The sequence below is a fragment of the Pseudoalteromonas sp. Scap06 genome, from assembly GCF_013394165.1.
Taxonomy (GTDB): Bacteria; Pseudomonadota; Gammaproteobacteria; order Enterobacterales; family Alteromonadaceae; genus Pseudoalteromonas.
Genome location: NZ_CP041330.1, coordinates 601,133 through 622,569, shown reverse-complemented (window position 1 = coordinate 622,569; position 21,437 = coordinate 601,133). Strand labels below are relative to the sequence as shown.

Annotated in this window: 17 protein-coding genes; 3 read left to right on the top strand and 14 right to left on the bottom strand. The window is 38.1% G+C overall.

All coding sequences use genetic code 11. From position 1 onward, the window contains the following. Positions 1–5: 5 nt before the first annotated feature. From FLM47_RS02865 to FLM47_RS02850, 4 genes are all read right to left on the bottom strand, one after another. Positions 6–599, bottom strand: a complete 594-nt coding sequence (locus FLM47_RS02865; protein WP_178955048.1) for an ACP phosphodiesterase — start codon at positions 597–599, stop codon at positions 6–8. Between the two features lie 118 nt (positions 600–717). Further along, positions 718–1,212 carry a general stress protein gene (locus FLM47_RS02860; protein ID WP_138608466.1) on the bottom strand — a complete coding sequence of 165 codons (495 nt, stop codon included), beginning with the start codon at positions 1,210–1,212 and terminating at the stop codon, positions 718–720. A 213-nt stretch (positions 1,213–1,425) separates the two neighbouring features. Further along, positions 1,426–2,409, bottom strand: coding sequence for a DNA topoisomerase IB (locus FLM47_RS02855; RefSeq protein WP_178955046.1), 984 nt, complete (start codon positions 2,407–2,409; stop codon positions 1,426–1,428). Between the two features lie 87 nt (positions 2,410–2,496). Beyond that, positions 2,497–4,563, bottom strand: coding sequence for a catalase (locus FLM47_RS02850; protein WP_178955044.1), 2,067 nt, complete (start codon positions 4,561–4,563; stop codon positions 2,497–2,499). A 548-nt stretch (positions 4,564–5,111) separates the two neighbouring features. Between FLM47_RS02850 and FLM47_RS02845 the strand changes: the two genes are divergently transcribed. Next, entirely contained in the window at positions 5,112–5,705 is a 594-nt protein-coding gene (locus FLM47_RS02845; protein ID WP_178955043.1) for an alpha-ketoglutarate-dependent dioxygenase AlkB, read from the top strand. Between the two features lie 100 nt (positions 5,706–5,805). Here FLM47_RS02845 and FLM47_RS02840 read toward each other — a convergent pair whose 3' ends face one another. The 4 genes from FLM47_RS02840 to FLM47_RS02825 all read right to left on the bottom strand — a co-directional run bounded on the left by FLM47_RS02840 (position 5,806) and on the right by FLM47_RS02825 (position 11,280). Continuing rightward, a complete protein-coding gene (locus FLM47_RS02840; RefSeq protein WP_178955041.1) occupies positions 5,806–6,567 on the bottom strand; it encodes an ABC transporter substrate-binding protein in 762 nt (253 codons plus the stop codon). A 504-nt stretch (positions 6,568–7,071) separates the two neighbouring features. Further along, the gene (locus FLM47_RS02835) at positions 7,072–7,932 is read right to left on the bottom strand and encodes a DNA-binding domain-containing protein (RefSeq protein WP_178955039.1); all 861 of its coding nucleotides are present in this window, start codon (positions 7,930–7,932) and stop codon (positions 7,072–7,074) included. Continuing rightward, entirely contained in the window at positions 7,929–8,915 is a 987-nt protein-coding gene (locus FLM47_RS02830; protein WP_138608981.1) for a DUF692 domain-containing protein, read from the bottom strand. The genes FLM47_RS02835 and FLM47_RS02830 overlap by 4 nt, the downstream gene beginning before the upstream one ends. 13 nt (positions 8,916–8,928) lie before the next feature. Next, positions 8,929–11,280, bottom strand: coding sequence for a ferritin-like domain-containing protein (locus FLM47_RS02825; protein ID WP_178955037.1), 2,352 nt, complete (start codon positions 11,278–11,280; stop codon positions 8,929–8,931). A gap of 424 nt (positions 11,281–11,704) precedes the next feature. Between FLM47_RS02825 and FLM47_RS02820 the strand changes: the two genes are divergently transcribed. Continuing rightward, positions 11,705–12,205 (top strand): hypothetical protein, encoded by a 501-nt coding sequence (locus tag FLM47_RS02820; RefSeq protein WP_138608985.1) that lies wholly within the window; start codon positions 11,705–11,707, stop codon positions 12,203–12,205. Positions 12,206–12,604: 399 nt separating this feature from the next. Here FLM47_RS02820 and FLM47_RS02815 read toward each other — a convergent pair whose 3' ends face one another. Continuing rightward, the gene (locus tag FLM47_RS02815; RefSeq protein ID WP_178955035.1) at positions 12,605–14,143 is read right to left on the bottom strand and encodes an Ig-like domain-containing protein; all 1,539 of its coding nucleotides are present in this window, start codon (positions 14,141–14,143) and stop codon (positions 12,605–12,607) included. A gap of 484 nt (positions 14,144–14,627) precedes the next feature. Next, positions 14,628–15,431 (bottom strand): transposase, encoded by an 804-nt coding sequence (locus FLM47_RS02810; RefSeq protein WP_256729632.1) that lies wholly within the window; start codon positions 15,429–15,431, stop codon positions 14,628–14,630. A gap of 461 nt (positions 15,432–15,892) precedes the next feature. Between FLM47_RS02810 and FLM47_RS02805 the strand changes: the two genes are divergently transcribed. Further along, entirely contained in the window at positions 15,893–17,536 is a 1,644-nt protein-coding gene (locus tag FLM47_RS02805) for a methyl-accepting chemotaxis protein (protein WP_178955033.1), read from the top strand. Between the two features lie 205 nt (positions 17,537–17,741). Here the strand turns inward: FLM47_RS02805 and FLM47_RS02800 are convergent, their stop codons facing one another. The 4 genes from FLM47_RS02800 to FLM47_RS02785 form a co-directional block, all read right to left on the bottom strand. Further along, on the bottom strand, positions 17,742–18,392 hold the full coding sequence (locus FLM47_RS02800) for a CPBP family intramembrane glutamic endopeptidase (protein ID WP_256729631.1): 651 nt from the start codon (positions 18,390–18,392) through the stop codon (positions 17,742–17,744). Positions 18,393–18,868: 476 nt separating this feature from the next. Further along, positions 18,869–19,897, bottom strand: coding sequence for a hypothetical protein (locus FLM47_RS02795; RefSeq protein ID WP_013464099.1), 1,029 nt, complete (start codon positions 19,895–19,897; stop codon positions 18,869–18,871). Between the two features lie 11 nt (positions 19,898–19,908). Beyond that, positions 19,909–20,337 (bottom strand): hypothetical protein, encoded by a 429-nt coding sequence (locus FLM47_RS02790; protein WP_013464098.1) that lies wholly within the window; start codon positions 20,335–20,337, stop codon positions 19,909–19,911. Between the two features lie 206 nt (positions 20,338–20,543). Beyond that, entirely contained in the window at positions 20,544–20,870 is a 327-nt protein-coding gene (locus FLM47_RS02785) for a hypothetical protein (RefSeq protein ID WP_178955031.1), read from the bottom strand. Between the last annotated feature and the right edge of the window lie 567 nt (positions 20,871–21,437).

Genomic DNA, 21,437 nt, shown 5'->3' with positions numbered 1-21,437 from the left:
GCACTCTACTTTGGTGCGCTTTCCAAATTAAACTCATTAACGTGTTCAATTAGCTCAGGAAAAAACGCTAAAAACAGTCCATCTAGCTCACTATAATGTCGGGTTATATCTTCAGCGGTGCCTGCAAAATTATTAGTAAAGCGAATCCGTTTAGCAATATTATCAAGCGCCCGCCCAACCCCATCAACGCTTTCATACTCTTTAAACCAATCGTTTTGCGTCATACTGGTTACTACATGTTGCATTCGAGTAGGCATTACAGGTATACGCTTTTCCAAAAGCCCATAACTGGTGTGCTTAAAATCAATTAATGATTGGTTATTAAACTGCTGCCAATGCGCAATCAGAAAATGATCAAACACCACATCTATAGCCACGCCAGCAAAGCGCCTGCGCTTGGGTGAAAAAAGCTGTTTAGCTTCTTTAACAAAAGGGTGTGCGTCAGTAAATTTATCCACTAAATAATGATTATCAAGCGCGTTTTTAACGCTCGTAGGTATGTGCGTTAGCTGCCGTTGCCCCCCAAAGTCTCCCAGCAAATTGCCAAAATGGGAATCAGCCGTAGGCTGTGCTAAATAAAGGTGGGCTAAATAATTCATTGGTTACCAATATAGATTAATATACCAAACTCAGATAGTTTTAAAATCAAACGCGTAAAAAGATGGAACGCAGTTCCACCTTTTTACTTTTTAGATACTTATAGTGCATTCTAAAATATTACGCTTTTGAAACCTTGCTTGCACCTGCATTATCAAGAATCTCTTCAATACTATTTTTGTTATCGCTGTTATATTTAACACCGACGAGTATTGAACCCTTCTCAATTGCGTTTTCATAATACTTAATTTCATGTTCTGGAATAAATGCGCCGATTGCTGCACCTAAAGTCCCACCAACGGCAGCACCTGCGCCACCAGCTGCAAGTGCTGAAACTAAAGGACCTGCAACTAATAAGCCGGCACCACCCGAAGCGACTGCACCAACAGCGGTAAAACCACCAATAATTGCTGCTAACACGCCTCCAGATGCAGCGCCCAGCAAACCGCCCTCTGCAGCTTTGGTACCTTCATCTACAGCAAAGTCTTCCTTTGTATACGAGTCGTTAGCGACAATGCTTATATCCGCCTCACTTACACCTAAAGCTTCTAATCTATAAATGGCTAATGTTGCTTGTGATGCATTATCGAATAACCCAGTAATAACAGTACTCATAATAACTCCTTTATTTGTTTAAGAAAGTACGCTAAATAATTAGCAACATTCAAACCAAAATTTTAATCCTTTAAAATCAGAAAGATAAATAACAAAGCAAAGTAGGACTCTACGTTTTAAAGTAAAAGTTGCTAGAAGTTGTAAAAAGTTCACACACATAGGTATCACTCAAGCGATTGAAATATGAGTATAATTACAAAGAGACTAACGTTATTAGCATTGTTCTTCTAAAAATATCAACAACCCACGCTCATAGCGACTTAGATACTTAGTCTTACGGGGTAGTTTGTCTAAGTTATTAAAGTCCTTTAGAGCTTCTTTACCTCCTTTACACAGCTCAATCAACTTTGGATGAATATATGAATTACGAGCTATTGCTGGGGTATTCCCTAAATTACTTGAAACGCTACCTAACATATCTTTAAGCGAAAGCTGGCCGTTTGATTTATGTAAGACTTCAAATGCCAAAACACTGGCCCGCCATGTTCTAAAATGTTTTGCACTAAACTGCTCGCCCATAACACTTTGAATAAACTCATTCACTTCTTTGGAGGAAACATCACAACACTCGCCTTCATCGATATATTGGAATAAGCTCTGCCCAGGCAAATCTTGTAACTGCTGTATGATAGAGCTAAGCACTTTATCTGTTATGTTCACTTCTCTTTGCTTACCGGATTTTGCTTTATACTTTAAGCGAATATTTTTACCCGTAAGTTTTGCATGCCGGCTACGTAATGTCGTAGCACCAAAACTATTGTTATGTTTGGCATTTTTTTTAGAACCAACGCGCAGAGCTCCAAGGTCCATTAAACGTACAACGGCTGCGATTGTGCGCTGGTAATTAAGCTCGTTACCTCGCAAATATTCCGATAGTTTTGCTCTTAACAAAGGCAGTTTATTTCCAAATAAAACACATGCTTCAAACTTTTTAAGCTCTTGCTGCTCTCTAAACTCGGGATGATAAAAGTATTGCTTGCGGCCTTTGTTGTCGTAGCCAGTAGCTAAAATATGCCCATTTTCTTCTGGACATAACCATACATCTTTGTATGCGGGGGGAAAAGCGAGACTGTCTAACCGCTCTATTTCATCTTTATCATGTATTTTCTTTCCTGCAGGATCATAATAAACCCATTGGTTTTCATGCCTCTTTCGAGTTATGCCTGGCAAGTTATCATCGACATAAATTAGTTTCATTTTATTCCTTTAAATTTTTGTAATCCTCAAATCAAACGGTGCCATCAATAACAAGGGCTAGTTCTCACTAGCCCCAATTTATGCGATTTATCGGCTCCAATACCTAAGGTTACGAATTTTTGAGACAAACTCACTTGCGGAAATTTTATTCAAATCCAACCAGCCATCATCAAGCTGTCCATTTAAACCAGTAGCCTCGATTAAAGGAGTTGCTTTATCACTAAAGCCGATGTACTTCATATGTGCATAAGCATCACTGACAAAATCTTTCGCCTCCGGTATTTCAGCAAGCTTTTTAGCGCCTTCATTAGTGGTAAGCAGAACTATTGCGTCGTAAAGCACCGAAGGACCGCCATTAATAACTTGATCGGCCTCAATAATCTCGCCATTACTATTTTTAGCACCACCAACTTGAGCCGCAATAATTTCATAACTTGCACCTTCCTCTTTAAGGCTTTGTGTTAATAAATTAAAGGTTTCAGCATCAAAACCATCACTTACTAATATACCAAGCTTCCTGCCTTTAAATGTATTTGGCGCATTTTTTAAAATACTTAGCGCATCAGATACTGGTAAATCATGACGGGTATCAAGCGCCGCTTCTGCGGCATCTGGCATAGTTTGTAAACCTAAACCCAATGCAACTTGCTCAGCAAGCTTGTTATCAATGTTTAACAGATGAGAAACCACACGTTCTCTGATACGTAAATGCTCTACTTTAGATAACTCAAAAATTAAAGCATCTTGGATATGCGTTTGCTCAACGTCAGTTTGACTTAAATAGAATTGGCGCGCTTGGCTGTAGTGATCACTAAATGTTTCTGAGCGATAGCGTAATTTACCCCCATCAGTTTCAGATTCTGAGCTTTTGAATCCGTGTACAGGGCACTCTCGCGGATTGTTTTCATCCCCGCTGAATGAATTAGGTTCGTAATTAACCCGGCCTTTGGGGTTCTGCATTGCCATGTGGCCATCTTGAAGAAAGTGTCTCATCGGGCATTTTGGTGCATTAACAGGAATTTGTGTGAAATTAGGGCCACCTAACCGCTTGGTTTGTGTATCTAGGTACGAAAAATTACGGCCTTGCAATAAAGGATCGGGAGTAAAATCAAGCCCAGGCACTATATTTTGAGTACAAAAGGCAACTTGTTCAGTTTCCGCAAAGAAATTGTCTACGACTCGATTGAGTACCATTTTACCAATAATTTTAACTGGTACTTGCTCTTCGGGTATCAGTTTAGTGGCATCAAAAACATCGAACTCGAACTCTTCAGCAAATTTTTGATCAAATACTTGAATGCCCAGCTCCCATTCCGGATAGTCACCATTATTAATTGATTCCCACATATCACGACGATGAAAATCAGGATCAGCGCCATTTAATTTCAATGCCTCATTCCAAACCACTGACTGCATACCGCCTTTAGGTTTCCAGTGGAACTTAACAAATTTTTCTTCACCTTGTGCATTAATAAACTTAAAAGTATGAACGCCAAATCCTTCCATAAACCTTAATGAGCGCGGGATAGCTCTATCTGACATTGCCCACATAACCATGTGCATGGATTCTGGCGACAAACTTACAAAATCCCAAAAATTATCGTGGGCTGTTTGCGCTTGTGGAAAACCACGATCTGGTTCTGCTTTTGCGCTATGTATAAGGTCGGGAAACTTCATCGCGTCTTGAATGAAAAAAACTGGGATATTATTGCCTACCAGATCCCAATTACCTTCCTGCGTATAAAACTTAACGGCAAAACCTCGCACATCACGTGCTAAATCAGGCGAGCCCTGATTACCCGCCACTGTTGAAAAGCGTGCAAAAACAGGTGTTTTTTCACCTTTACGTTGAAAAATATCAGCAGAAGTCAAATCATCTAAAGCATCATACGTTTCAAAGTAACCATGTGCACCATACCCTCTTGCGTGAACAACTCGCTCAGGAATTCGCTCGTGATCAAAGTGAAACAACTTTTCTCGTAACACATGATCTTCCAATAGTCCTGGTCCGCGTTGACCTGCTTTTAATGAATTTTGATTATCACTGATAGGGCAACCTTGTGCGGTTGTCATTACGGGGTGATCTTCATTAGCTTTTTGATGAAGCTCGCCTGCATGTCCTTTATTATTTGCGTACTTAAATGACTCTGCCATAACTTTTCTTCCTTAAATGATTTTTTTGATTGCTATATTTTTAAAGGGTTAAAAAACAATAACCAAGCAAAAAAAAGACCACCTATAAATATCTTTAAAATCAATAATTAAGAAAGAAATGAAAATATTTCACCAATATAAACTATAAAAATTACACAGCTAATGTAAGCTTTCCTCAAAGCATCATTTTATTAAATTACTAAGCAATCAGCTTGTTCTTATTTTCATTATTACTGTATTTTTAAGTTAATCAAAGTTGAGCATGGTTCAACTGTGACACTGTAAATACTGGTAACCCACCATCACTTAAACACAGAGTCTATGGCCTTATCGCCTTAATGGTTTATTGTTTTAATTTACAAAATATCTTTTTAAAAACAGCCGGAAGAGCAACAAAGCTCAACGCAAGGCGCCTTAATCGGGCTTGCACTCGTTGATGAACTTGTATTAACGCCGCAAGGCACGGCTGATGAGGAGTCTAAACACTTCAACTCTTCAAAATACTGATATGCTTATATTCATATTTGAGTGTAGCTAAGGTAAAAACCATGAAATTACCACTGTCTTGTGATGCCCATTATTACTCACACTTCATGTCTACAGCGCAAAGTGAAACGCTTTTTAAGTGGCTGAGGAGCAACTATGATCTCGAAGAGCCTGAGGTTATAGATTTCCCCGATGGATCACAAAAACCGATTTTACCGTGGCGAATGATTTTTTTAGACTCACAACTTGCTAAATCGGGTAGTTTCTCCTTGCATCATGGCAGACAAACAAAGAGTTTCCCCCTGCTTGAAGAGTTACGTCAGCAAATCACTGAACGCACCGGTTGTAATTTGGCTGTCGCGGTATGTTTGTACTACCCCAATGGGCAAGAAAGCTTAGGCTTTCATAGTGACTTACCCGCATTTGGCTCTACAGATGTGATTGCTTCAATCAGTATTGGGGCTCAGCGAGAATTTTTAATTCGCTCAAAAACCATCACACATGAACGCTATAATATCACGTTAGAAAATGGCTCTTTATTGCTGATGGGCAAAGGCTTTCAAGATAATTATGAACATGCAATTGCCAAAGGTGATAACACAATAGGACCTAGATTTAATATCTCTTTTAGACGCTTTGGTAATAGCAAAGTATAAGTAGCTCAGTGAAAAAGTGTAAAGTAAGTGAAGGAATCATCCATTAGACAATTTCACTCATCTACTGACTTTAAAGCGATTGAAAATAGATAAGGTATGCCTACTTTCTATCAATACTAGACAAAAACATACTTTCAGGTACTTTATTTTTAGTCATAACTTTATGGTATATACCGTCGTTTATACCTAAATCAATTGCTTTATTTACTACAATCATTGCGTTCAAACTTTTAGTAATGTCTTTTGCAAATGCAACATGAATTGAACGTTTCTCAATAACGTCAGAATCAAATGATATTTCGTTTTTAAATTCAATTAATTCATTACTTAACAAGTATTCACCATAACTCTGCGACATAATAAGACGGTCTACTTTTTGATTATAAAGTAGTTTAAACCCTTGTTGAGCAGTGGCAACTTCTAACAACTCATAAGTATGATAACCTTTTAATATTTTGTCATGTACACCTAAACGAACACTCGCAATAATATTTTCTTCGCCTTTTCTATCTTTATGATAAAAAGCACCAAATGCCCCCATACCAATTGGGTTTGACAATACCGCCCACTGCTCTCTTCCTGGTAGATTAGCCGCTAAAAATAGACCGTCAGCTTTTCCTGACTGAGTATAATAGTTTGCTCTTGCCCAAGGTAAAACAATGGCATCCACCTCATACCCCAATTTAGCTAAGCTTTGATTTAAAAATTGCCAACTCGCACGATAGATTGGGTAATTTTCCTGCAGCATTTTTTCATGATCATGGCCAACTGCAAACGTAATGGTTTTATCTTTTTCGCTGGCATTTAACAAGCCGATATTAAAGCAGAAAATGCAAAAAAGAATGAGAGTTCTACGAATCATAGTAATCTCTTTTTGAAGGTGAATTTTTAAATTATATAAGATTTAAAAATAAAAGTTATATTTAAAGTGCTTGCTAATAACATAATAGGCATAAGCTATTTCAGTAAGGGGCCGCCCTTTAGTCTGTATCGATTAATTACACCCTAAATTTCACAAAAACGGGAAGTGAATTTATCACTATGTTTCAATAATCTGCCTGCAATCAGTCACCCCTAAAAAATTACGTAAGGCCTCCAATAAAGAGCTTAACTGTATTTTCAGTTGGTGCCCCATTTAATTGTTGGGTTGAAATAAAACACTTGAACTCTGTGAATAAAAAATCAAGGAAAAACCGCGACCAACTTGCGCGGTATTTTACAATTTTGAACCCCTTTGTGGTTTTACTAAATACAGCCTCAAATCCCAATAAAAGGAGAAACTAAAGGCAGATGCAAGCCATAACGGTAAAACCAGCCCAACACCGTTCAGCAAGCCGAGGAATAAGAAACTCACCAAAGGTGATAATTAATTTTTGTGTAGCGTAAACAGTCCTATATTCACGGCACTAGGGATCCAAATAGCTAATTGAGACTTTAATACTTGTGTTTCTATATTCATTTTATCTGAACAATAGGCGACAGCCTCTTTGTAACAATGCTGATCTTTTTTTAGCTGAAGCAAGAAATCGGTTTGCCAGTCGTTTAACATAGTGACTTTTAAGCGGTATTGGTGGCGTGATATGGCAATATACGTTTGCTCTGGTGTGGGCGCAAGAGATGACTTACCTTGCTCAAGCTCAGCGACTAAAGGCAGTAAAGGATAATCGCTTTGAATAAGCTGTACGGACTCAGGTACTGCTATTATAAAGTCTTGCGCAATACCGCAAAGTAGCTCAATTTCGCTAATGGACAAAGCTTCATGTGCGGTTTCGGGCCCAGGCTTCAAAAGTGTTAATGCTTTTGCTCTTTCAAATTTAGCTAGTTCTGCGGGTAGACAAAACATAGCTTGCTGATGCGGGCTAAAATCGCCTGTGGGTTTTGTGTGCGCTAAAAAATCAGCGAAGCGCGAGCCTAGCTGGTGCATAGTCCAAGACTCCGATGGCAAGGTGACAATAAAAGCTTTAGCGAAGGTATCAAATACTTCCTTACCCATGAACTGGCAAAGTAGTGCAAACTCCCCCCTAAGGCACTCGACTAAACGCATCACATAACCTGCAGCATAGATGTCGACCCTTCGCATGGCATTAAGGGTGCCACTGCTTTTAACACACTTATATAAAGTTAAGCCTTGTGAAGCAGCAGTATTAAGCTTTTGTGGCAAATCACCTCGCACCATTAAAACGGTGCTAAGCCACTGCTGGGTTTGTATTAAGTCTGGTGTTTTCATTGATCTAACTCTACTCGCTTAGACATGGTGTGGCGTGCCGCATCTAAACGCTCGTTAACTATGGGGGTTGAAAGCGCGTTAGTGTTAATAATCGTATTTTGTTCCGGGATATGACCTGCTAGTACCAGCTTTGCTTTGTTTAACTCTCCAACCAGCTCAGAAAAACTGGGAATATTGGCATCCCACTCAAGTAAGGTCGAAGTCCCCCCAGTTAAGCGCTGCGCCAATTGGTAAAGCTGCCAAACCTTATAGGGGACAGGCTGGTCATGAGTGTCTATCAAACAGTCTCCACAATCACTAGGGCCTGCAAGGTGTATTTGAACAATGTGATCGAGGGGTAATTGGCGAATAAATTGCTCGGCGTCAAAACCATGATTAAAACTACTAACAAAAACATTATTTACATCCAATAACATACCGCATCCTGTTGCTTTGACGAGCTCACAAAAAAACGCGCTTTCAGTGAAAGTAGAGTGTTGAAATTCAAGATAAGTTGACGGGTTTTCAAGCACTAAAGGCCTCTCTAAAAAGTCTTGTACTTGATCAACGCGGTCAATAACGTGCTGTAAACTTTCATCAGTTAGCGGCATTGGTAGCAAGTCGTGACTATTTAAACCAGCAAGGCCTGTCCAGCATAGATGATCAGAAATAAGTTGAGGGTTAACAAACTCACCTAACTCTTTGAGCTTGCGTAAGTATTCAAAGTTAATTGGATCGCTACTACCAATATTCATTGATACGCCATGCATAACTAGCGGGTATTGTTCCTTTAATTTATCGAGCACATACCTACCATATCCGTGGTTATCTATATAGTTTTCACTGATAATTTCAAACCAATCAACACCAAGTGATGTATCGTGTTCCAAATGGGACATAATATAAGGATAATGCTGACTTCTGAGGCCAACACCAAACCCAAGATCAGTTAGCTTTTCGATAGCGGACGCAGCAAAATCCTGCGTCCGAGTTAGATTTGTCATACGCTCTTTCCTATCAAGTTGAAGGAGGAAGTGCTAAACGAATATCTGAAGGCATTGGCTGCTCAGGCGGTTTACCGTTATCATCCAACAAGCCATTAGCATTACTGTAAGCTTGCCAAGCAATGTTGTATACAGCGTCACCTTTTTTATAAGGCATTAATACGCACTCATCTGACTTATCACTGAGAGCGGCTTGGCTTTTTGGGTAAGTATAATCTATTGCTGAGAAGCTGTTATCTTTAAGGTTAAACTTAAATAACTGCATATCGTATTCTTGGTCATCACCTGAAAGCTTCGGGAAAAGTTGAGACGCCGAAATAGGTACTGCACAACCGCCCAAGTTATTACACTTATTATCGGCTGGTGCACTTTTTGGCCCGCTCGATACACTGCCACCACAGCTGCCACCTGGCGTTGTGCTATGCACAAAACCACAACCTCCCTGCGCTTTACAATCATTACTACCTTTACAGCTGTGATATACCTCAGGAGGTGGTAAATCATTAGTGCCGATGTTGTTATAACTCATTCCTTGGCAAGCATGATAAAGCGTGTCCGCACTTTGTGGGTCGATACCGCTCACTAAATCTGGCGCTATTCCTGTAGTTGCCCAGCAGATCGAAATTCTATCTCCAGAACCTCCCATTGCTGGACCCGGAAACTCCTCAGTTTTACCCGACCAATAGCGATCTAGCGCTGTTGTGAGACCTTTGATTGTACCTACTGCTGAACTACTAAATAATTGGTGAGTGTCATTAATATTAGTCGTGAGCCGCAGATTATTGAGCGCTTGCACTACGCTTGCTACCTCTGGGAGTTGCGGATTATTCGCATGTGCTACATCGCCCCCTTTGGGATCTAATAATTCACAGCTCCAAGTGTTGCCATCAGCAAACCATGTAGGCCATGTCATGTAGCGTTCACTAGAGTTTGATGAAGGGGATTCAAAGTCAACGATCAGCTTCAGCGTATCGGTGAAAATTTGAAAGTGATCTTTATATTTATTGGTGATCCGTGCACATGCTGAGCCTGATATAGGACCTTCACTGCAGCTTGCTGGGTAATCCGCTTTTAATGCTTCAGCGCTTGGTTGGAACTTTTCTTCGACTGTACTCGGGTGAGCATCGTTTGATGGCGACTCCTTAGAAGCAAGAAAGTTTTGCGCCCATATCTCATTAGCCCAACGTTTACAAAGCATGTCAGCCACACCATCACCTTCACCTTGATCCGTAATGGCATTCACATTGTTCATTAAGGCTTCTTTGAGAGCTGTATGATCTGAATTTACGTTGAGCGAACCCATAATGCCCGGAAATTGTGCTTGATATTCATCATTTCCAGGGCGCTCATTGAAGTAGTCGCGCTGACTAGCTTCGCAGGTAGGCTGAATAGTTGCGTAATCTAACAAACTAGTTCCATCGTCATATTGGATCTGAATATAATCCCAATAACTTAAGTACATGTGCCCAATTGAACCAAATAGCGGCAAGTCACTTTCCTTGTAATTCGGTTTCCACCAGTCATATGGGGCTTGTTCAAAGTATTTTGGTCGTTGTGTATCTGCGTTTGGTTTTAAAAACTCTGGTTGAATAATTTTGTGAGCATTTTCTTCAGTCTCTTCTATCAACATAAATAGCAGCGTTTGCTCTTTACTGAGTTCTGTAGCATTAACACGTAAATCTTGTAGCGTTTTATTGGGAAAAATTTGTTTGAAATAAGCTTGAACCGCAGGGCTCAATTTAGATAAATCGGTAGTACAGTCCGCAAAGTTCAAAATATGTGGAATGCTACTTTTGTTGTTGTAGCACTTCCAACCATATTTTTCGTCAATTAACGCCTGACTAGTAAAGCTCGGTGTGAGGCCCAATTTACTTGCCATATTTGAGGCCAGTTGTAGATGCAGCATTTCTTCAATAAAAACACTATATACCCCGTTGAACACTTGTTGATTAACAGACAGTTCATATTTTTTGGCTGGTTTATTTGCATCACCACTGTTTCCAGCTGAGGTGTCGGTGTCAAACAAAGCAGTTAAGTTAACATCATACTGATTACGTCTTATTTCAGGAATATAACCAGCCGTAGGACCAAGCCCTGGCCAATAACGGCCGGGATACAGTTTCGACGAGTCTGCAATTTGGTGTGTCCCTTGAATCGAATAGAGGCCGCTCATATAAAGCGGGATTGTAAATAATTCGACGTTAATTGCAGCCTGTGCAATTGCTCTCAGACAAGATAAATCAGCCGCTTTATACTTGCTATCACGCACTTTAATTTTTTGCTTTTGCGCACTGCTGAGAAGAATATTAGCATCAATTTCTGTATCTACTGCAACCGACGGGCCCGTTTTGTTTTGCACATTCATAATTTGCTCCTTTGTGACGGTGAACGTTGTGCAATATCGCTGGCTTAAATAAAAATAAGTTAGGATCTTGGTTGGTTATCCAAGACACCTTAAAGATTTAAGCTAGTTGATTTAGGTGAGCGATGGACACTCTTTATAAAGATAGCTGAAGACAAGCGTAAAAATATTACACAGCATTACATAACGCTATAAATGCATGTGTTGCTAGAAGTAAAAATAGAAAAAAGCATAGGGTCACTAATAATTGCAACCCTGACGAGTTTTTGTATTGAGTTTTTAATCGACCTTCCTAATTACACTCAATTGAGTATTGGGTGTAATAATTTGTAATAGATATCTTAAATCATCCAACCTAACATTTTATTAACAACGAATTTTATGTTGTTTGACAATGAAATAGATATTTACAATGGAGAAATAAATTATGGGTACCGATACTAATTTTAATATTGATGTTAATCAGCTAATTACTAGTGTTTTTGGTAGCAATAAAGATCGCAACGATTTGGCTGTTGGTATAAGGAATGCTACAAAATCAACAATAAGTGTAGATTACTATATTGACCATGGTAGTTTACGAGATGTTGACGGTGGCAACAAAATTAACCCTGGGGAGCTTTGGGAAGCAGGTGTTCATGCTAAAGGTGCGGGTTCAAATATTACTATGAGCATTGAAATTTCAGGTAATAAATCTGGTTGGGCAATTATGTCCGCAACACCAGTAAATAAACAGAACTATTTTAAAGTACAGCATAGTAAAACGCCTTATAGTAGCTCTAAAGATGCATATAAAGCGGCTGATAAAACAAAAAAACACTACTCTGATGATGGCATTTACGATGAAAGTCATAACGGGTATACGGCAGTAATAAGTATGACTGGTGAAAGCCCTGCTGCCTGCACCATTGTTATCGAAGATAACTAATTTTAAATTTATTTGTTATTAGGCAGTGTATATACACTGCCAGAAACAGGACTGATATTGGTAGTAAACGATGACGGAGACCAAGGGCCTTACTTAATCATCAATGATGCTAAAAATATCTAAATTCATAGGGCGTTCTTTACCCAAGCCATAGCGCGTATTCTCACCAATCGAGGCCATTACTAGGTCCATAGCCATATTTAAATTGGTTTAAAAAGTAGGGGCGTTTGGCTTTTAGAATAAAAAGGTCAAGAAAACACAGCTGCCTGCTTGACCGGAACTTTATAATGGATGATCACTTTGCTCTACATCGCTAGACGCTTAATTTTTAATTAATAAGGTAAATCAGCAATAAAAAAGGGCTCTGTGAGCCCTTTAAATCAGTTTTATGGATATAAATTATTGCGGAATATATTGATATATGGCTTTACCATAATAATTGGTATAAGCGCCACCAACCGACAGCAGAGTATTACCATAGGCAACCGTTTTAAAATCACGTAAATAATAGCTAGTCGTATCTTGCACCTCAACCGCAAACGGATTAGCGGTAAGCGTTTTCCATTGCATTAAATCAAAATCAAATTCCACAAAGTTTTTTGCACTTAACAGGTATAACGTATTACCTATAAGTGTAGTGTCATAATAAACACCGGCTTCAAAATCAGGAATTAACTCTGAATTTAAAACACTTTGTGTAGCAACATCAAATTGACTTAACAGTAATTGCTCGTATTGACGTTGGATAACAAAAAGCGCATCACCTTTGCTAAAACAATGCTGTATTTCATTCAAACTCTCAGGTAGTTCTGTTGCTTGCCAGCTGTTATCCACTGTATTTAAACGATTAAGGCGTTGCTGTTGACCATTTTTAGAAAACGCAATGACCTCATCATTAAATGAACAACTCGCTTGTAGCGGATTAATAAACGGCGCAAAGGTAGGTGCTGCAAACGTCTGCCAGGTTTTTTCTTGTGTATCATACACTTCCATATTAGCTTGTGCATTTGCCCCACTTGCACACGCCTCGGTGCCACCAAAGAGATAAAGCTTTTTATCAACAAGTTCTGATTGATAATAATAACGACTCGATTGCGGTGAGCTCAGTTTTTGCCAGCTATTTTGTGCTATATCCCAATGTGACAACCTCGGAGCGCTCGGTTCGGCACTTGAACATATAGAAGCAGCAGCAATCGCAAAGTTATGTGTCACTGCATACAGATCATCACTGGTTGACTGAACATTTAAATGCGTACCTTCAAAGCCCGGTAAATCACCGAGTTTAACCCAAGATACTGCAATCACTTCAATATCAAATGCAGGTAAAGCAGCTTCAAATTCACCATCTGAGACACGAATAACAATACCACTGGTTTTACCTGCATGCTGATTTGAAGGCATACCACTTAATACCCCAGTTACAGTATCAAACGTCGCCCAATCAGGTTTATTGTCAATACTAAAACTCAATTGCTCAGAATCAATATCTGAAGCCGCGGCAGCAAAATGATACGTTTCATTAGCTTGCACAGTAGCAGCAGGAGTTCCTGTAATTACTGGCGCATCGTTAACAGCCGCAAGGGTAATATTAACTTTTACCGTGCTACTTTCTTTAGTGCCTTTTTTTAGTTTAAAGCTAAAGGTATCGTCACCAAATTGGTCTGCCACCGGCACGTAGCTTAAATTTGGATATATACCCGATATCTCACCAAGCGTAGGTTGTTCTACTAATTCTAAAACTATGGCCTCAGCGTCATCAGGGACTTTATTGGCATTAATGACTATAGCTGATGGACTATCTTCCTTGCCCGTAACCGTCATTAATGGCTGGATCTCAAACACACTTTGGACTACGGTCGGTGTGCTTTTTTTATCAGAACCCCCACAGCCAGTTAACAATACAGCCGATATAGCTAAACTTAAAATTTTGATTTTCATAATATAAAACCACTTCCGATGTGAAAAGTAATCTAATGGGCCTTCCGTTCCTCATCTTTGACATACCATTGACGAGCAATGAACAACAAAAGGATAAAACCTCATTAAATACTAAAGTTTTTTTAGGTACAAGAATTCATGTCAATCCATTGTAAATAAATGTATAAAAAAACTGCAAAAATCACGAAAACCAAAAACCAAATGAAACCAAATGGAAAACCAAATGGGGTCAAATCTTGACTTCAAAACCAAATGGGGTCAAATCTTGACTTCAGACATCAAACAATCTCGAAGTTTTCCGTATTGAAAACCAAATGGGGTCAAATCTTGACTTCAGACATCAAACAATCTCGAAGTTTTCCGTATTGTAATTTAACCTTTTTATCTTCAACCATTAATGTATTCAACCTACCGACAGCTTTCGATATTGCCGAATAGTGTTCAACATTAAAAACATCTGCTAAAGCCTGCAAATTTAATCCTATTAAATCTTGGCATAATTTAATAGCAAACCAGCGTGGTAAATTTTCTCTTTTCGCCCCTTTTTAACCGCTATAATCTCATCAACTTCAACATTAAAGTATTGAGCTAAGTAAGCTATAACATCATCTGCTGAGTGCTTTTTACTAACAAGCTTACTTTCACTATCTGACTTGGCAATATAGTCTTTTATGTTTTCAATAAAGTCCTCACAACCCAAAACCGACAATAACTTTTTAGCACCATAAAAAGCGCTTATTTCTTTGTTGTTTTCATATTCCACAAACTGCTTATAAGCTGCATATTTACGCTTTTTGCCTTGCAGCGAAAATATAAAATCTCGGACGAGCCATTTCGGTGTCGCTCCTCTTTTAATAAAAGCTGAATAGCTAGACCATTTATACTTAGCAAGCTCTTCTACCAACGGTGTGTTCGTTTCAATTGGGTTACGGTGAATGTACCGACTAACATGTAATAAATAGTTATCTGCATCCACAAGCACCGCTTTGTAGCGCCCTCTAAACAACGCACCATCTGTGTTATGTGTTCGATTAAAGTATTGGGTATAAAGGCCATTAATATGCTTCATGGCTCTGCCTAAATTTGCATCGGGGGTTTTGATTAGCAGGTGGTAATGATTGGTCATTAAACAATATGAATGCACTTCAATATTAAAGCGAAGGCTTGCTTGCTCAATGCAATATAAAAAACACTTAAAGTCGTCATCGCTCAAGAAGGTATTTTCACGCCCTCTCCCACGATTCATCACATGATAAAACGCATACTCTATTCGCAGCGGCCTAGACATAGTAATTCACTCAATGAGTAGTAAACTATAAATCTAGACCTTTGATGTCTGAAGTCAAGATTTGACCCCTTTCGTTCCAGAGTAAACGTTAAATACAGTCAAGCCAGCTCAATTCCTTACTCGCTGGCTGACTTTTCATTCTCAATTATCACTGTTTAGCCCTAAGCGGTGATAATTTAAAAAGTAGCCTTGAAAACCTAACTATTTAATAAAAAAAAGAAAAAACAACCCAAAAAATCACACTTTAATTTATAAAATATTAATCATTAAAGTCGGGGAATTATAATAAATAAAGTTCATAACTCTCTCGTCTATCAAAAATAACACAATTAACCTGATTAAAAACCAACCTTTATTTATTAAATTTTTGTTCTACAGTTTATTAATTAGTGGTGCTACAACGAACCTGTTATTTTTCAAAGATACAAGTCGATAAATGGACTGCCAAAAGGAATTTAAAAATGATTTCAAATTTAAATCAAATTGGTTTCACTTCAATTAAAGCAAAATTATTAGCGAGTTTTAGTCTAATAATCATCATGCTAATTGTTACTGCTGGGATTGGTATATATAACCTTTCCATAATGAATGATCAAATGAGTAAAATAATTAATGTTTCAGCTGAAAAAGTAAAACTGGCAGCTAGAGTCAATCAAGGCGCTTTAGCTGTATCTCGAGCTGAAAAAAATATAATTTTGGCAGACTCAAAAGCAGCCATGGATGAATACGCCGACTTCATAGCTCAAACGCGAGATGAAATGCTAAAGCGACGTGCAACTCTTCGCAATTTAGTCAATGACAACGGCAAACGTTTACTCGATGAATTTGCCGCGACATGGGATGAATATATTGAGGTAAATCTTCAAATTCGTGATCTAGCAAGAGCTGATTTAAACGACAAAGCAATAGCCTTATCTAAAAATGAAGGCAGGAGGCTAAACGATTTAGCCATTTCTCAAATGACTAATTTAGTAAATGCAATCGAACAAGATATGGCAAATGACGAGTTAGAAGCTCAAGCACGGCACTCCTCTGCATATAGCTTAATGCTTGTAATTACCCTTGTAGGCTTAATCGCAGGTATTGTTATTGCCATTTTTATCTCTTCGAGAATTACCGGCGCACTTAATCGCCTTTCACATAGAATGAACGATATTGCCGATGGCGAAGGTGATTTAACCGTAACAGTCGACGATTCATCAAAAGATGAAACCGGCGACGTTGCCCGCGCATTTAATAAATTTGTTGCTAAAATTCGCACCACAATAACCTCAGTGGCATCTGAAACCACTCAGGTTGCATCAACTTCCGAAGAGCTTTCAATAGTTAGTAACACCACAAGTGCAGCAGTTAAAAAGCTGCATGATGAAACGCAACAAGTTGCCACCGCTATGACGCAAATGAATGCAACAATTCAAGACGTTGCAAATAGCGCAGAAAATGCAGCAAGTTCAGCAAGTGATTCAAATAATAATGCTAAAGCCGGTGAAAGCATGGTGAACGAAACAGTTCACGCGGTTGATAACCTTACTAAAGAAATTAACCAATCCGCCTCTGCAATTGAAAAGCTACAAGCCGACAGCGAAAATATAAGTACCATATTAGATGTTATTAAAGGCGTATCTGAACAAACAAACTTATTGGCATTAAATGCCGCCATTGAAGCCGCAAGAGCGGGTGAGCAAGGCAGAGGCTTTGCAGTTGTTGCTGATGAAGTAAGAACCTTAGCACAACGAACTAAAGAGTCGGCCACCAACATAGAACAAATGATCGATAAGTTTCAATCCGGAATATTAACCGCCATTGAGGTAATGACCAAAAGCCAACAACAAACAGACTTAGTTGTTGAAAAAGTGAGTAAAACAGGTGAAACCCTGCGAACAATCAATGACTACAGCAGCGCAATTAATGATATGAACGCGCAAATAGCCTCAGCCGCTGAACAACAGGCCGTGGTTGCAGATGAGATCAGCCGCAACGTTGTTAATATTAAACAAGTGACAGAGCAATCATCAGCTGCAACTGAGCAAACATCAACAGCAAGTAACGAAATGGCAATACTAGGCAATAACTTATTAAAATTGGTACAACAGTTTAAAGTGTAAGTACTGGGCTTCTCATGCTTTCAAGCTGAGTAGTGTTCGAAAGCTAATTTAGCAGTACAAAGCACTAAAAGCATAGGTAATAAAAGGAGCTCAAATTGCAGGCATGAATGACTTGTGGTCACTTGCAAACGAGCCCTTTTGGCTGCAGCCGGTGAAGAGGTAAAAACTTACACAAGATTTTACCTCTCTTAAATTAAACTTTTAATTAGATTAGCTGCCCAACAAAGTTAACACTATTATGGGCTAAAATAGGAAACACCAAACTCCCTGTGCGCTCTCTTAGCCAAAGTAAAATAAAGCCGTAGCCGCCTGTTAATAAAATAGCGGGGAAAGAAAAGTGCCACTCTCCACCATTAAACATAACCCCATGAACTAGTCCAAATAACACCACTAAGATCAACCCTGCAATGTTAATTGACGCACCACCTAAACTATAGCGTTCAGATATGATTGCCAAAGATATACAAAATAAAAGAATCCCTCTAAACATAGGCTCCTCATCAAAGCCTGGCATTGTTGCCTGATAAAGTAAGGTTTCTAAATCGTAATTAGCTTCACCACTCCAAAAAAGTGATACAACTATCTGTAAAATGATAAACAAGCACATAACTGTAAAAGCGGGTTTTATAGAGTTTTCATTTTGCCTAAAAGTAAAACCAGCATCTGCAATACGAAAGTTAGCTTTAAATTTAACTAAAGCCAATAGTACGACTAACCAAAGGATTATTGCCGCTACTTTTCCAGACCAATTCCACGACATATCAGGAAAAAGCATACCCAAGGGGATAACCTTTCCACCTTTAAACAAAGCAAAAAAGTAGCAAACTAAAATACCTAACGAAATCAAAGACCACATTAGATTTAAATCCACTTTTTTAATTGCTCTTAATATCAAAACTAAAAGTAATATAACGCCGACATTTGCAATGTAAACCTATAAATAGATCTTCCATGAATACCTCTTTTTTAAAGGCTATTTCTGGCACTTATTTTATTATTGTTTTAAGTAGTAACTAATACTAATCCTAAATTAGGTACTGTTAAGCAATTAGTTATAAAAGAAATAAGCACTCTAGGTACAAACAGGGTGTTTACAGCAATTAATACTTTTATGTGGCTTTAAGATGGATATTAAGACTGGATATGTCGTATTGTATTCAAGGCAAAGACAAACATCCCTGCTTGACCAGAGGTTTTTAATGGCCGCCCTTCGGCTTTTGGTTTTCTACTGAATATTCAGAATATGTTTAGATATTTTAACCTCCTCAATATTATAAGGAGGTATTTAGGTCAAATGGAAAAAGCACTGTTTGACTAAATTAGACCCTGTAACTAAACATGGCGAAGGTACCTTATGCATTCTTTCTCAGAAGACGATGTCCAGCCGCTACCCAATATCTGAATAAGATAATTTTTCAGAGCTTTATTTAGTGATAGAGCTTGCTTAATAAGAGGATACCTACCTGTTCTAATCAACTCTATATAAGCAATTGCTATGTCATCAACATCTGTAAAATACTTATCATTCAACTGTATAAAAACAGCCATTACCTTATCTAATTCATATGTACACTCAGTAATTAAAGCACTCGCCATTTTATTCTCATTAGTAGAAAAAACATTAGTAAAGCGAGGTATAAAGCTTCTGGCAAACTCCCCATCTGGGCCTGCAAGTTCAATATATACTTGATCAGATATAATAGAACCCAAAACTCCACCAACAACAACACCTACTGCTACACCTATAGGCCCAAACCAGATGCCAGCAGTCGCGCCCCCAGCGGCGCCCCCAGCAAAGCCACCTCCAATGTTAGTTGCTTCACGTCCTGCCGCTTTGAGTTTATTATCTGAACTACTAATATTATAAACTGCGATACATATAGAAAGTACCCATAAGCTTCGCCCTGCTTTGCCTAAGTTGTTTGCTTTGGCGCTAACGTTAGGGTTTGCCTTCCCTGCACTTTGAACTATCTTTTTATAAATAGATGAAGCTTCTGATTCATTTAGCTCGCCAAAACCTTTACCGAACTGGCTTTTTGCATATTTATCTAGTAATACCTCTAAATTCAAACCACTGGCCTTTAACTTAACAACCTTAGCTTTACCAATATCACTAGTTTTACTGCGAGAGACTGCCATGATTTCATTTCGCATTTCATTCGCAGCTACAGCAGCTTGTTTAGGTGTTATGACTCCAGTCTTATAAGCATTAACTAATTCCAAAGACATTTTTTTTGTCTGTTCCATATATAGCGCCCTTACTTTTGAATCATTTATGAAACGACTACCAAAGTTAATTGCTGCTACTTCCATTTGCCTAATACTAGTTTCTACATCTTTGTCAGAAATAAACGAGTCCATGTTTGTAAACCTTAATCTTTTATTGTTAGATAACTTGGTGATAATTTATTTGAGTAACGAAGGCCATTTGAAGGTATTGCATGAGAAATGTGCACTTTTTTTTTGTCGGCAATAATTAAATTATTTATCGAATCCCCCCAAAATTTGAATTCAATCGTTTGATCATTTTTAATTATTAAATCTTTCAAAATCCCTGGAGAATAAGGCTTCGAGAGTTCAACACTTTCAATAACCTCACCTTTTGAATCAATCAAAGTAATATATAATGTCTCCTCGTATGGAGAATCATCGGAGGTAAAGAATATATACGTGCAATTTTTTCTTTTAAATATTTTTTCTACCTTCTTTCCATATAATACTTGTTGGTTTTGCAGGCCATCAAAATGTACTTGTAATTTTTCTTTAACTTTATTTTCTGAAAAAAATGTAACTTCTTCCATAATTAAATCCGTTTAATATTAGATATTAACAATATTATATATTTCCCCAATTAATGTACACCTTTGAAATAGAGTTACTAAATCTCACTCAAAACTACTTTGTCAAAATACGGAGTTTATTTATATAGACCAAAAGAGACCTAACAAGCTCATCCATTGACCTTTTTTCCTTTTATTTAGTCCTTTGCTCTTTAAAATCTAAGTCTTTATTCAAAGAATACAGATGAAAACATTAATAGTGCACAAAGCATAAAAATTACAAAATACACTTTAAATAATCTCGAGACGTGAGCTGGTACCTTGTTTCTATCATTTAATAAATTATACCGTTTTGCATACCAATCAAATAAAAATACACTGCCATAATGAAGTAAACCATGAAGCGCCATAAAAATATTTAGGGAATAGTAGCGATTTCCATGCTCTAAAATATCTTCAACCGTTCTGAGCTTTTTTGCTTTTAAATAAAAAGCTAAAGGTAAAAGAATGATAAAAATAACACTTAAGCCAACACCAAAAAATATCAAATCCATTATTTAATCAACAAAAAAGAAAAGCAGTTAATCTAAACAAAGTAGGCCATTAGGCATGCTAATAAAAACATAAGGCTAAATGTTATAAACAAAATATAATGAAGCTTAAACCACATCTGCAAATTTTTGGGTACCTTTTCTCTCTCCTCTATTACCTTATAACGCCTAGCATACCAATCGATTAGAAATATAGAACCGTAGTGCAATGCTCCGCTACCAGCAGTTATGATATTTAATGAGTAAAAACGATTTCCATCATCTAGAACATCCTCTACCAACCGAGTTTTTTTATCTTTTATAGCTATTAAAATTGGTAATATTATAAAAAAGAAAAGACCCGCAGATGTAAGAAACAGAGTTAAAAACCACAACTTAATAGGCTCCATTACTTTTCAACAACCTCATATATTAACTCGCCTGCAACCCCTCCAGAATAACCTCCAGCTTCGCTGCCTCAACCCTATCAGCGCAATTCCAACATACCCAACTCTTTTCAGGTTTTTGCCCATGTTGGCTACAGTTTTATAGTCTTGAAATTAGTAACGGGATTTCGATTCGCAAGTGGTT

Coding starts and splice junctions, on each gene's coding strand:
- FLM47_RS02850 (WP_178955044.1), bottom strand. CDS start 4,563: ATGGCAGAGTCATTTAAGTACGCAAATAATAAAGGACATGCAGGCGAG.
- FLM47_RS02820 (WP_138608985.1), top strand. CDS start 11,705: ATGGGTACCGATACTAATTTTAATATTGATGTTAATCAGCTAATTACT.
- FLM47_RS02840 (WP_178955041.1), bottom strand. CDS start 6,567: ATGATTCGTAGAACTCTCATTCTTTTTTGCATTTTCTGCTTTAATATC.
- FLM47_RS02795 (WP_013464099.1), bottom strand. CDS start 19,897: ATGGACTCGTTTATTTCTGACAAAGATGTAGAAACTAGTATTAGGCAA.
- FLM47_RS02860 (WP_138608466.1), bottom strand. CDS start 1,212: ATGAGTACTGTTATTACTGGGTTATTCGATAATGCATCACAAGCAACA.
- FLM47_RS02825 (WP_178955037.1), bottom strand. CDS start 11,280: ATGAATGTGCAAAACAAAACGGGCCCGTCGGTTGCAGTAGATACAGAA.
- FLM47_RS02835 (WP_178955039.1), bottom strand. CDS start 7,932: ATGAAAACACCAGACTTAATACAAACCCAGCAGTGGCTTAGCACCGTT.
- FLM47_RS02810 (WP_256729632.1), bottom strand. CDS start 15,431: ATGTCTAGGCCGCTGCGAATAGAGTATGCGTTTTATCATGTGATGAAT.
- FLM47_RS02790 (WP_013464098.1), bottom strand. CDS start 20,337: ATGGAAGAAGTTACATTTTTTTCAGAAAATAAAGTTAAAGAAAAATTA.
- FLM47_RS02830 (WP_138608981.1), bottom strand. CDS start 8,915: ATGACAAATCTAACTCGGACGCAGGATTTTGCTGCGTCCGCTATCGAA.
- FLM47_RS02785 (WP_178955031.1), bottom strand. CDS start 20,870: ATGGATTTGATATTTTTTGGTGTTGGCTTAAGTGTTATTTTTATCATT.
- FLM47_RS02815 (WP_178955035.1), bottom strand. CDS start 14,143: ATGAAAATCAAAATTTTAAGTTTAGCTATATCGGCTGTATTGTTAACT.
- FLM47_RS02805 (WP_178955033.1), top strand. CDS start 15,893: ATGATTTCAAATTTAAATCAAATTGGTTTCACTTCAATTAAAGCAAAA.
- FLM47_RS02855 (WP_178955046.1), bottom strand. CDS start 2,409: ATGAAACTAATTTATGTCGATGATAACTTGCCAGGCATAACTCGAAAG.
- FLM47_RS02865 (WP_178955048.1), bottom strand. CDS start 599: ATGAATTATTTAGCCCACCTTTATTTAGCACAGCCTACGGCTGATTCC.
- FLM47_RS02845 (WP_178955043.1), top strand. CDS start 5,112: ATGAAATTACCACTGTCTTGTGATGCCCATTATTACTCACACTTCATG.
- FLM47_RS02800 (WP_256729631.1), bottom strand. CDS start 18,392: ATGTGGTCTTTGATTTCGTTAGGTATTTTAGTTTGCTACTTTTTTGCT.